Annotated in this window: 12 protein-coding genes; 4 read left to right on the forward strand and 8 right to left on the reverse strand. The window is 30.1% G+C overall.

Translation table 11 applies throughout. The features are described from left to right. Positions 1-6 precede the first annotated feature (6 nt). Positions 7-1,647: a RagB/SusD family nutrient uptake outer membrane protein gene (locus tag QHG34_RS02630; RefSeq protein ID WP_282628593.1), complete on the forward strand. Its 1,641-nt coding sequence runs from the start codon at positions 7-9 to the stop codon at positions 1,645-1,647. 69 nt (positions 1,648-1,716) lie between these two features. Here the strand turns inward: QHG34_RS02630 and QHG34_RS02635 are convergent, their stop codons facing one another. The 4 genes from QHG34_RS02635 to rlmH are packed head-to-tail and all read right to left on the reverse strand — an operon-like array spanning position 1,717 to position 4,517. After that, positions 1,717-2,640, reverse strand: coding sequence for a ribonuclease Z (locus tag QHG34_RS02635; RefSeq protein ID WP_282628594.1), 924 nt, complete (start codon positions 2,638-2,640; stop codon positions 1,717-1,719). Further along, positions 2,637-3,218, reverse strand: coding sequence for an RdgB/HAM1 family non-canonical purine NTP pyrophosphatase (rdgB, locus tag QHG34_RS02640; RefSeq protein ID WP_282628595.1), 582 nt, complete (start codon positions 3,216-3,218; stop codon positions 2,637-2,639). The genes QHG34_RS02635 and rdgB overlap by 4 nt, the downstream gene beginning before the upstream one ends. Beyond that, on the reverse strand, positions 3,218-4,051 hold the full coding sequence (locus QHG34_RS02645) for a CPBP family intramembrane glutamic endopeptidase (RefSeq protein ID WP_282628596.1): 834 nt from the start codon (positions 4,049-4,051) through the stop codon (positions 3,218-3,220). Before QHG34_RS02645 ends, rdgB begins: the two co-directional genes overlap by 1 nt. Continuing rightward, on the reverse strand, positions 4,044-4,517 hold the full coding sequence (gene rlmH, locus QHG34_RS02650; protein WP_282628597.1) for a 23S rRNA (pseudouridine(1915)-N(3))-methyltransferase RlmH: 474 nt from the start codon (positions 4,515-4,517) through the stop codon (positions 4,044-4,046). Before rlmH ends, QHG34_RS02645 begins: the two co-directional genes overlap by 8 nt. Before the next feature lie 26 nt (positions 4,518-4,543). Between rlmH and QHG34_RS02655 the strand changes: the two genes are divergently transcribed. Continuing rightward, entirely contained in the window at positions 4,544-5,524 is a 981-nt protein-coding gene (locus QHG34_RS02655) for a YihY/virulence factor BrkB family protein (RefSeq protein WP_282628598.1), read from the forward strand. Here QHG34_RS02655 and QHG34_RS02660 read toward each other — a convergent pair whose 3' ends face one another. After that, entirely contained in the window at positions 5,525-6,391 is an 867-nt protein-coding gene (locus QHG34_RS02660; protein WP_282628599.1) for an ion transporter, read from the reverse strand. A gap of 43 nt (positions 6,392-6,434) precedes the next feature. Here QHG34_RS02660 and QHG34_RS02665 point away from each other — a divergent pair, with 43 nt between their 5' ends. Both QHG34_RS02665 and QHG34_RS02670 read left to right on the forward strand, forming a co-directional pair. Continuing rightward, positions 6,435-7,319, forward strand: coding sequence for a TIGR01777 family oxidoreductase (locus tag QHG34_RS02665; protein ID WP_282628600.1), 885 nt, complete (start codon positions 6,435-6,437; stop codon positions 7,317-7,319). A gap of 55 nt (positions 7,320-7,374) precedes the next feature. After that, positions 7,375-9,237, forward strand: a complete 1,863-nt coding sequence (locus tag QHG34_RS02670; RefSeq protein WP_282628602.1) for a DUF3857 domain-containing protein — start codon at positions 7,375-7,377, stop codon at positions 9,235-9,237. 43 nt (positions 9,238-9,280) lie between these two features. Here the strand turns inward: QHG34_RS02670 and QHG34_RS02675 are convergent, their stop codons facing one another. The 3 genes from QHG34_RS02675 to QHG34_RS02685 are packed head-to-tail and all read right to left on the reverse strand — an operon-like array spanning position 9,281 to position 12,493. Then, the gene (locus QHG34_RS02675) at positions 9,281-10,264 is read right to left on the reverse strand and encodes a LuxE/PaaK family acyltransferase (protein ID WP_282628603.1); all 984 of its coding nucleotides are present in this window, start codon (positions 10,262-10,264) and stop codon (positions 9,281-9,283) included. Between the two features lie 44 nt (positions 10,265-10,308). Continuing rightward, on the reverse strand, positions 10,309-10,827 hold the full coding sequence (locus QHG34_RS02680) for a DUF6584 family protein (RefSeq protein WP_282628606.1): 519 nt from the start codon (positions 10,825-10,827) through the stop codon (positions 10,309-10,311). A 19-nt stretch (positions 10,828-10,846) separates the two neighbouring features. After that, positions 10,847-12,493, reverse strand: coding sequence for a Na/Pi cotransporter family protein (locus tag QHG34_RS02685; protein WP_282628607.1), 1,647 nt, complete (start codon positions 12,491-12,493; stop codon positions 10,847-10,849). Positions 12,494-12,621: the final 128 nt, after the last annotated feature.

A 12,621-nucleotide genomic window follows, 5' to 3' on the forward strand; every position in this document is an offset into this window, starting at 1 on the left:
TAAAAGATGAAAAAATCAATATATTTAATCGCATCTTTAATTGCATTGAGTTTTACTTCATGTGATTTAGATTACGAACCTTACTCAAGTTTGTCTGATTCTAAATTAGATCAAATAGAGGGTTCATCTGAAAATATTACCTCAGGAAACTACTCATTACTAAAACCATGGGTAGAAAACTGGCACCGTATTACTGAATATCCTTCTGATAATGTTGCTTTAAGTGGAACAACGACAGATGCGTTTATGAACAATTATAATTATAATCGTTTAGTAAATAATGGTCGTGTAAATACATATTATTCTTATTCTTTTAAAATTATTGCTGGAACGAATGTAGTTTTATCAAAAGTAAAAGAAGGTGTAAACAAGACAGATGATCAAATGATTGCTGAAAATTTATACTTAAGAAGTATGGTTTATTTCTATTTAACAAATGTATTTGGTCGACCTTATAATCAAGGTGCAGCAACAAATTTAGCTGTTCCTTTAAAATTATCATCAGACCCTTTAGAGAATTTACCTCGTAATACAGTTAAAGAAGTTTACGATCAAATTGTAAAAGATTTATTAAAAGCGGAAACATTATTTAATAATGAAAGCCGTAATAAGATTTACGCTTCTAAGCAATCTAATTATGCTTTATTATCTCGTGTTTATTTATATATGGGAGATAATGCAAAAGCAAAAGAATATGCAGATAAAGTAATTGATTCTGGAGAGTTTAGTTTATTGGCAACAGCAAACTACAAGAACTTTACAGTAAGTAAACCAGAAGATAATCCTGAAAATATTTTTTCTATTAAATTCTTGAAAGATACTGATTACGCAAGTGATGGTTGGTATACAATTGGATCAATGTATGCAAATATTAATGGTTCTGGTTGGGGAGAAATGTATGCATCAAGATCTTATTTAGAGTTAATCCGCAAATACCCAGAAGATGTTCGTTATTCATTAATTTCTCCTGTTGTAGCTAACGAAAACGAATTACATGCTTACTATGTAAAAGATGATTATAAATACGGTAGCGTAATTGTAACTAAGTCGGGAACTGATTATAATTATACAGAATCAGGAGTTACAAAAACGTTGATTAAAAAATCGAATGGAGCAGGTTCTTTTCAATACTCAATTAATATTGAAGGAAAAGAAAGAACGGTTTTAGTTGATAAGAAATTAGCTGATCGTAATGGATATTTAAAATATTATATGTTAAAATGTTCTGGTCAAGAAGGTCAGTCACATTTATGGTCGCCAGTTATTTCTCGTTTAAGTGAAATTTATTTAATTCGTGCTGAAGCAAATGCTAAATTAGGAAATACAACAGCAGCTTTAGCAGATGTTAATGTAATTAGAACAAGAGCAGGTATTCCAACAGCAGGTCTATGGACAACGGCTAATTTAGGTTCACTTTCTGTGTTAGATGTTGTAATGCAAGAACGTCAATTGGAGTTAAATTTAGAAGGTCATCGTAAATTTGATGTATATCGTAATGGTTTAACAATGGATAGACGTTACCCTGGTACACATTTATCTGGAACTACACCTTTATATACTATTCCAGCTACATCAAATGCTGTTATTGAATATATCCCTGAGCAACAAATTATTGTTTCTAAAGGAGTTTTAGTACAAAATCCTTAAAAATAAAACATTTTTATAATAAAAAATCCGTTCAAATTATTGAACGGATTTTTTTATTGTTGAAAGATTTTAATGCTCTTTTATTGTTACGTCTTTTAGTAATTCAGGTAAATATGTATTCGGAAATACTTCTCTAGCCTCATCTAATAGCACGTTATAGTCATGGTAACGATTAGAAAAATGTCCAATAATTAGTTTTTTTACATTAGCATCTTTTGCAATCGTAGCAGCTTCTTTGGCTGTTGTGTGACCTGTATAAGTCGCTAAATCTTTTAGTTCATGTAAAAAAGTTGCTTCGTGATATAGTAAATCAACGTTTTTTATAAGTGGAATAATATCTGGTTTATATTTTGTATCCGAACAAAAAGCATAACTCAATGATTTTTGCGATTCGAACGTTAAATAATCATTCGGTATAATTTTTCCTGATTCTAGAACATAATCTTTTCCATTTTTTAAATTCTGGTAATCACAAACTTCAATTTCCGGAAACTCTTTTATCGTATCAATATTTAGTTTTCTAGGTTTTGGCTTTTCTCTAAAAAGGTAACCATTGGTGTAAACTCGGTGATTAAGTGGAATAGAATAAACTTCGACTTTATCATCTTCAAAAACTAAGACTGATTGTTTGGTGTGTAACTCGTTAAAAATTATCTCGTACGAATTATTCGATTCTGTTAGGCGCAATTGCGTTGTGATGAATTCTTCAATTCCTTTTGGACCATGAATGTGCAAAGGAGTATCTCTGCCCAATAATTGTAAAGTAGAAATTAATCCGATCAATCCAAAAACATGATCTCCATGTAAATGTGAAATAAAAATATGATTAATTCGGTTAAATTTTGCTTTCGCTTTACGTAATTGTACTTGTGTTCCTTCGCCACAATCAATCAAAAAATAGCGTTCGGCTATATTTAATAACTGTGCCGTCGGATGTGTAAATGCTGTTGGTAATGCCGAATTAAATCCTAATATGGTAAGTTGTAAACTCAATTTTCGTTTAGGTTTGTTAAAAAAATATTTAATTTTTCTACTGCTTTTGCTCGATGACTAATTGCATTTTTTTCGTCTGCAGACATTTGTGCAAATGATTTAGAAAAACCATTTGGAATAAAAATAGGATCGTATCCAAAACCATTTTCACCTAAAATTTCAGTAGAAATAGTTCCGTTTATTTTACCTTCAAAAAAATGTTTCTCTCCATTCAAAATTAAACAGAAAACAGAAATAAAATAAGCTTTTCGATTCGTTTTTCCATCTAATTCCTTCAACGCTTTCGTAATATTATCTTCGTCTTTTCCTGTACCTGCAAATCTTGCAGAGTAAACACCAGGTGCACCATTAAGAGCTTCTATTACTAATCCAGAATCGTCAGCAAAAATATTTTTACCCGTTTTCTCAAAAATGGTTTGTGCTTTTAGTTGTGCATTTTCTTCGAAAGTTTCTCCAGTTTCTTCAATTTCATCAAAAAAATTAATATCTGTCAAAGATTTCATCAAAAGGTAAGAAGGTAATATTTGACTAACTTCTTTTACTTTATTGTTGTTATGTGTTGCAAAAATTAATTCCATTAGATTGTTTTTTGTTCGGTTTGTTTGTAAAGAAAAAACATACTTCCAATTCCTAAAATGGTTAATCCGATTAATAGTAAATAATCCGATTGTACAAATACTTCTCCTTCCATATCACCCTGAATAAGCATGATAGAGTAAGAAAGAGTGTTGTTAAGGAAATGTAGAAGCATAGGTAAAAACAATGATTTTGTACGATAATACACAAATCCAAAAATTACGCCTAAAATTCCAGCACCAATAAATTGCCAAGGATTCATGTGCGCGCAGCCAAAGATAAAACCATTAAGTAGAATTGCTACTGTTGGATTTACATTGAAATTCAACATGCCTTTTAGAATAATTCCTCTGAAAATAATTTCTTCGAAGATTGGAGCTAAAAGACAAATCATGATAAAACCAGCGATTTTGTAATCTAACATCATTTCAAAAGATTCTTCGAAAAGCTTGTAAACTTGCTCTAAAGGTCCTTTTGTAGGAATTAAACTAGTGAAAAACTCTGCCATTGGTAAAAATAGAAACCAACAACAAATGGCTAAAACAAGCTGAGTTAGCGTGAATTTATGTTTGATGGATTTTATTATTACTGCAAACTTTGTTTGTGTTAACATCAATAAAATGATGATAGCCGTAACAGTTCCTCCTAAAAAACCTAAAGGTAATGTGATATGGTTTAAAGGTTTGTAGAAAAAACCAGGGAGTGAAATAATTCCCCCAGCTATTTGCCAAACAATTACTGCAACTAAACTATATAAAATAGCTTTCCCAATTCCGAAACTCAGTTTATTTTCTTGTTTCGGAACAAATTCTTCAAAAGGAGAAATATTATTCATGGTGATAAGGTTTACCCTGCAAGATACTAAATCCGCGGTATATTTGTTCAGTTAAAAATAAACGAACCATTTGATGTGTAAATGTCATGTTGGATAAAGACATTTTTTTGTTTCCGCGATTGTAAACAGACTCGTCAAAACCATAAGGTCCGCCAATTACAAAAACTAAATTTTTGACAGATTGATTCATATAATTCTGAATATCATCTGCAAACTGTTTTGAAGTTGGTTGTTTTCCTTTTTCGTCCAAAATAATTACAAAATCTGTGTTGATGATTTTGGCTAAAATTTGTTCAGCTTCTTTTTGTTTTTGTTGAATTTCTGACAAATTTTTACGATTTTTAATATCAGGAATTTCAATTCTTTGATAATTAATGTGCGAAGGCAACCGATTTTCATACTTTTGTAAGAGGTTCTCGATGGCTTTTTCGTCAGTTTTACCAATACAAATCGTCGTAATATTCATTTAATAAAATTATATAAGGCAAAAATATGCGCATTCTGCAAGATTTTAAAACATATACTGGAATAAATTATTTTAGAGAGTGGTCTAAGGCTACTTTGATGAATAAAAAAACGGGTATTACGGTGTATGATTTTTTAAAAGTTTTTTGGATTCGTGTGATGAAAGGAAATTTTCCGCTTCGTTCTGCAGCGGTTTCTTGGATTCTGTTTTTTAGTATGTTTCCTTTTTTACTTTTCTTGTTTAGTGTTTTGCCACATTTGGCTTATTACGAAGAGATAAAGAAATTATTGTTTACAGAATTTTTACCTCAGATTTTACCTAAACATGTGAGTAATGAAGTGATTTCTTACATCGATAGTACTACGGCTTTACAAGGAAAGCGTAAGGTAAATTGGTTGTTGATTATGGTAACCATCTTTATGTCATCTAACGGAATACAGGGAATAATTAATGGATTTAATGTGTCTTATCAAGATGTTTATGTAAAACGTAAAAACTCTAAATCGAGGATAATTTCTATAATCTTAACCTTGTTTTTTACAGCTTTTATCGTGTTGCAAGTATTTTTTTCATACTCAACTTCTGTTATTTGGAAATATTTAAGTCACGTCAAATTTTTAACAGAATTAGGAAGATTCTCTTATTTAATCAATTACTTCACCGTTTTTATGTTCTATTTTGTTTCGATGTGTATGTTGTATTATTTTGGTCCAAACCATAAAAAATCAAGAAGTACAGTTTTACCAGGTGCAATCTTAACATCAGTTTTATTCTTATTAACCGTTATTGGTTTTAATTCGTATTTAAGTTATTTTACTAATATAGATTTACTATACGGATCATTAGGTTTAGTTATGATTATGATGATTTTTGTCTACATCAATGTTATTTTGATGTTGGTTGGATATGAACTTAATATGTCTATAAATTATACCAAAAACTACGAACATGTTAGTCATATTGATAGTAAAAGATACATTAACTTGGATAAAGAATTAGAGAATTAATTATTCATTAAGTAGATGACCGCAAGTTTTGCAGTATTTAGATCCATCTAAATGATAGTCATCACCACAATTTCTACATTTTTCTGTATTTTTTGGTATATCTGCTTTTGATGCTTTGTTCATTTCCATTGTAACTATACTTGTTGGTACGGCGATAATACCATAACCTATAATCATAACTAAAGAAGCTAAAAATTGTCCTAAACCAGTAACAGGTGAAATATCGCCATAACCTACTGTTGTTAAAGTTACAATTGCCCAATAAATACTAATAGGAATACTTGTGAAACCAGACTCGGGATGATCATGTTCTACCATAAACATAATAGATCCAATTACAACAACAATTAGAATAACGTAAGATAAGAATACAATAATTTTATCCTTACTTTGTTGTAAACCAACAACTAAAACGTTTTTTCCGTGTGTAAATCGTGTTAAATTAAAGATTCTGAAAATTCTCAATAATCTTAAAATACGAACACTTGATAAATATTTACTTGCTGGTAAAAATAAAGCCAAATAGAACGGAAGAATTGATAATAGATCAATAATACCGTAAAAACTAAAGATATATCGCCAACGATTTTTGACACAATAAACACGAAGTGAATATTCTAATGTAAAAAGGATGGTCAAAATCCATTCAAGAGTAACTAAGGTAGTATGGTAACGCGCATTAATAGCAGGAATAGATTCTAACATAACCAAACTTACACTAGTCATGATTAGAAGCAATAATACTATATCGAATAATTTACCATAGGGTGTATTTGCTTCAAAAATAACATCAAAGATATTTTGCTTTAACTTATTTTCTTCGTCCCTATCCATTTTTGTTAAATAAGGAAATCGACCTTTAAACATTGGTTTATAATTTGGAATAGGCTAAATTAGAAAAAAAAATAGTATGAATATTCTTCTTACTGGAGGAAGTGGGTTAATTGGTTCAGAATTAACAGAAAAATTAATAGAAAATGGTCATCAAGTTCGTATTCTGACAAGAGAAAAAGAGATAGAGCATCCATTTTATCATTGGAATAAAGATAGAATTGATGACAAAGTATTTGAAAATCTTGATGGAATCATTCATTTAGCTGGAGTTTCAATTTCTAAAAGATGGACAAAATCATACAAAAAGGAGGTTTTGAGCAGTCGTGTAGATACTGCAAACTTGTTGTTTCGGTATGTCAAAAAACACCAAAGCAATCTTAAGTTTTTTATTTCTGCTTCTGGAACAGCGTATTATGGTCAAATTACTTCGGATAAAATATTTGAGGAAACCGATTCATCTTACAGCGATTTTCTTGGAAAAGTGTGTGTAGAATGGGAGAATGCTGCAAAACAATTCCAAGAATTGGGTGCTAGAGTAGTTTGTTTGAGGACTTCTCTTGTTTTGGCTAAAAACGGAGACGGATTTCGATTGTTGAAAAAACCGATACAGTTAGGTGTAGGTGCAAATCTTGGTGATGGAAAACAATGGTTGCCTTGGATACATTTGGATGATTTGGTACAAATGTATGTTGATGTAGTAAATAATTTGGAAATGAATGGAAGTTATAACGCTTCTTCGCCAGAGAATTTATCACATTCGGAGTTTAATCATTTGTTAGCAAAAAAATTAAATAAACCTTTTTTTATGCCCAACATTCCAAGTTTTATGATGAGGTTAGTTTTAGGAGAAATGAGCGATTTGGTTTTGAAAGGTTCGCGCATCAATCCTTCTAAAATACAAAGAGATGGATTTGTGTTTAAGTTTCCTACATTGGATAAAGCATTAGATGATTTAATTTAAATTTATTCTTGCATAAAGTTTATTGCGATTATATTTGTGTCAATAATTAACAGATATGAAGAAAATACTTTTACTACTTTTTATTTTTACGTTTACCCTAAGTTATGCTCAAATTAAAGATTTCAAATTTGGTAAAGTTTCTGAAAATGAAATAAAATTAACCGAAGTTCCTTTTGAGAAGAGTGCAAACGCAGTTATACTTTACGAAGAAGGTAAATTGGATTTATCTCAATCTAATTATTATTTAACTGTAAAGCGCCGAATCAAAATATTAAACGAAAAAGGAATTGATGAAGCTAATATTCAGTTAAGTTATTACAGCAAAAATAGAAGCGAATCAATCATCAATATTTCAGGAAATACAATCAATACCGAGAACGGACAGTCTGTTGTAACACCAATTGACGAAAAAGAAATTTTTGAAATCAAAATAAATGAATTGTATTCTGCAAAACGATTTACATTTCCTAATGTAAAAGTTGGTTCTATTATCGAGTATACATATCGTAAAGGTAGCGAACATAATTTTTCGATTGATGCTTGGAATTTTCAACATGAAATTCCAACTTTATATAGTGAGTTTAAACTGAATAATTCGTCTTATGCAAGTTATTCTATTATAACCATTGGCGACGATATTAATGCAAAATATAAAAACTCGAGTTCAGGAAGTTGGTTTTTAACTAATTTACCAAGTTTTAATCAGTTAAAATACGTTTACAATCCCGAAGATCAAAGTGAACGAATAAAGTTGCAGGCAGATAATTATCATACAGAAGGTGGTACAAAAAATACCTTAGCAGCCTGGAAAAAGTTAATCAATGATTTGAATAGTGATTACAATGATTTCAGAAATCCATCTGTGATGAAAGATATTGCGCAAACTATTCCGAATGGCGCTAACGAAAAAGAAACATTGCGAAATGTTGTACATTATGTGCAAGAAAATGTGAAATGGAACAACTTTTATTCGATTATTCCAAAAATTTCGAACAGAGGATTATTGAAAGATAAAGCTGGTTCTACAGCAGATTTGAATTTATTGCTTAATGAATTGCTAACTGCAAAAGGTTTTGATTCTTACATGATTTTATATAGTACGCGTAGACATGGACAGATTTTGTTAAATTATCCGTTGGTTAATCAGTTTAACTCAGTTGTTACAGTTGCAAAATTTAAGAACGGAGAAAATATTATTTTAGATGCTTCGCAGTTAAATAAAGAACAAATAGAGTTTGGACCAATAGATGTGTTTAATTATCACGGAGTAGTGATAAAAAGTGGAGAACCATCTTTTGTGAAATTAAATCAATTATTGTCAACGTACGAAGAAACAATGCTTTATCAATTTACTAAGGATAAAGTTATTCTGAATCGAAAAGATCGTTTCAATGGATATTTTTACGATGATAGAGTAAAAGAGGAAAATGCAATAAAACGCTATGTTACAGAGTCTTTAGAAATGCAGTTAGATACTGAAGTCGAAGATAAATTAACTTACAATGACGGATTTTATACAAAAAATTATAAATCTAAAAGTAATAATCCTAATGCTTCGTTTTACACATTCATCAATCCGTTACGAGATTTTTTGAAACGCTACACATTTGATGATCAAAAGCGTCAACGTAAAATTGAGTTTGAGTTTCCTTATCTATACAATATTCAAGTAAAAGCTAAAATTCCAGAAGGTTATGAAGTTGTAATTGACGAAAAATATAATGCTCATCATAAAACGGAGCTTGGTTTAGAATATTATCAAGGAGTAAAATTGGTTGATAATGCTATGGTTATTTCTGTTCAATTTCTTTTACCAGAAGGTGTTTATGAAGCGGATAAATACAATATTCTCAAACAATTTTTTGAAAAGATAAAATCCGAATCTGCGAAAGAAATTTTGATGAAGAAAAAGAAATAAAGCATAATCCCGCTCTGAATTTTTCAGTGCGGGATTTTATTTATTATTCAATTACCATCAAATTGCAACCTCTTACGTCCGAATGATCAAAACGGCCTAAGATTTCAAATTGATTGTGGGATATTTTTTTACCTAAATCATCAGTTGAAATAAAACTAATTGAGTTGTAGTTTGCCAAATCAATCACATTTACGCCACCTGTTTTTCCTTCTTCGACATATTTTATAGGATCTTCTGTTTCTCTGATCATAATTCGCATCCAATTAGGCGATTTAAATGTCAAATCTCCTCGAGAATAACCTTGCGAAAGCAACTCCGTCATTCCATATTCCGAATGAATTTCATTTGTTCCGAAACCATCTTTCAAAATTGAATGCAATTCTTCGCGGGTAATTTCTTTCTTACGACCTTTCATTCCGCCAGTTTCCATCACAATTGTATGCTGCAAATTCATTTTATAATTTTCTACGAAATCTAACAAAGCAAACGAAACACCTATTAAAATTGCTTTTTTACCTGTTTTCTCGTGAGCGATGAGATTATCATACAATTCATCGTGATTGTACAAATAGAAACCACTTTTATCGCTTTCAGATTTCTCAATCCAGTACTCCACCATATCAATTAAAGACGAACCTGTGCGCTCTAAATACGAAGGCAAAAGTGCGAAAATAGTGTAATCGGAAAGTGGACCATAAAATTGTTCAAAACATTTTTCTAAACTATAATGATACAATGCCAAATCCGTTACCAGATGCTTGCTCGTCGCCATTCCAGTTGTACCCGAACTTGTAAAAATCTTTTCCACTTCACGGTTTCCCGAAATCAATTCAAATTTTTTAAAAAACTGAATTGGTAAAAAAGGAATTTCGTTGGTGTGTTTTACAGTAGAATAATCAACTTTCAAGAAATTTAAGAAGTTTTTGTACACTTCATTTTCTTGCGCTTGATAACGGAAAACTTCCAATGCTACGTTTTGGAAATCTTCTTCGGATTGAATAGAAAAAATTTGCTTTGAATCAAACATTTTGCAAAATTACAAAATAGAGTAGAAGTGAGCGAATTTACAAGTTAAAACCATTCAATTAATTTTATAAATCCAAGAATTATCAATAGAACTATAAAAATTAGAAATCCAAAAAATAAATATTTTATAAGTTTATCTTTAAAGGTTTCTTTATAATTATTTTCCTCACGATAATTTTTCTTAGGTAGAAAATTTGGAATATTTTTAGTCTTTTCGAAACTATCTTTTTCTAATTCGTTTAAAATTGATTGTAGATGAGATGATAATTTAGTTTTATCTCCACGGAAAACAATGTCTTTCAAAATCTGATTTCCAGAATTATTGACAGAGTTTTTGTAAATTTCGATACATCGCTCAATTTCTGGATTTCTTTCTTCCGATAAAATCCAAAATTTTCCGGCTTCATCTAAAAAGCCACTTTCATAATAAATTATTGCAAGTTTATTTCTTAAAGTCAAATCATTTGGAAATTCATTAATATGGTTTCTTAGTCGTAAAGTTGCTTTGTACTTTCGACCTTGCTCCAAATCATAATTTACTTTTTCAGATAAACTTCTTTGCATGAAGTAAATATAAATAAATCTACTGATTTTTTAGCTTAACAATTGTTACGTTAGCTTTATAGATATGATCGCCAAGAATTTCGTAATTCTGAATCAAATCTTTGTAGAAAAGCGCACTTGTAGTCAAAAGCTTTTCTTTTTCGATGGTTTTCATCAAATTAGCTTCGGCTTCTTTGTAAATTGTATTGATCGTTTTCTCAATAAATTCAGCTTGTTTACTCGAAACTTCTTCTTGTGTTTCGTTTAAGTTTTGATTTAAAATACGTGTTGTCTGATCCAAATTATCTTGAAAATCGACTAAGTACGAACGCATTTTAGGAGTAAAATAACTATTAGTCATTCTACGACGACGATGTATAGACGAAATTTTAATGGCAATATCGCCCACACTTTCTAAGTGATGACAAAGTGTAATTAACTGATGAATAGCCAATGTGTTTTCGTTTGGTAAATCTAAATCAGCAATTTCATTCAAAAACTCGTTTACTTCGCGCTCTAATTGATCACCTTCTTTTTCAAGTTCTAAAATTCGCTCACGGAAAACCAAAATCTTTTCTTCATCACTTTCAGTAATCATTCGTCCAAGTGTATAAATCGTCTGTTTGGTTGTTGTAGCTAATTTTAGAAGTTTTTTGTTGGCTTCGTTTTTATATAGATCCGAATTTGTACCAAATGGAATAGCGTAAAATTCTAATTTTTTATCAGCTTGTCGTGTAGAAAAGTATTTTTTCTGACAATAGAATGCTAGTTTGTTTGTAAATGGAAAAAATAATAAAACGCCAAAAATATTGGTAATCGTATCAAATGTAATTAATTGTACTGCAAGGTTAGATGAGATATTAGTGCCAATAAACTTTAAAAGTAAATTTCCTAAGAATAAAAAAATGATAGCTACAATAACATTAAAAAAAGTATGAAATGCAGCAACAACTTTTGTGTATTTATCGCCTATTGCAGCAACTAAATGTGCGGTAAAAGTAGTTCCGATATTTGCTCCTAAGACAATCATCGCTGCCAATTCTATCGGTAAACCTTTACTTGCCAATAAAACGGCAATTGTAATGGAAGCTGTAGAGAAATGGACGATAATTGTTAAGATTATTCCAAAAACAATGAATAATATATTGGTTAATAGACCATAATTAGCTAAATGAGTAAAAAAATCTTGAACACCAGGATGATTTTCTATTGATGGTAAAAATATTTTAAGAAAATACAAAGCAAGAAATAATAGAGAAAGTGAAAATAAAATTCCCCCAATTTTGCGTTGATTTCTCTTTTTTGATAGATAAAAAGGAAAAGCGACCAAAATCATTGGTAAAGCGATTTGAACTAAATCGAACTTCATTCCAAAATAAACCAACCACAATGTAAGTGTAGTTCCGATATTTGCACCTAAGATTAAGCCAAAAGCTTTTCTCAGGTTAATCAATCCAGCGTTCACAAATCCTAATATAAACACACTTGCAGCAGAAGATGATTGTATTGCAGTTGTAAAAAATGTCCCAGTTACAATTGTAGAAAAATTATTCTTGGTAAGTTTATTTAAGGTGCGTTTAAAATTTGATCCAGATAAAGCTTGTAAATTTTCGCTAAGTAATTTGATGGCGAAAATAAATAAAGCAATTGATCCGAAAAGTTGTATTATCTGTATAAAAAGGTGCATTTAATATTAATTGACCACAAATTTAGCGACTCTTATGTAAATAGAATATTATCTTTTTATGTTTTATTGAAAAAAAGTTTTAATTTTTTTTGAAATCTAAAATTCTGATTTTCAAAATTGAAGTAAAA

Origin of the sequence: Empedobacter sedimenti, from assembly GCF_030005555.1 — a bacterium.
GTDB classification, from domain to species: Bacteria; Bacteroidota; Bacteroidia; order Flavobacteriales; family Weeksellaceae; genus Empedobacter; species Empedobacter sedimenti.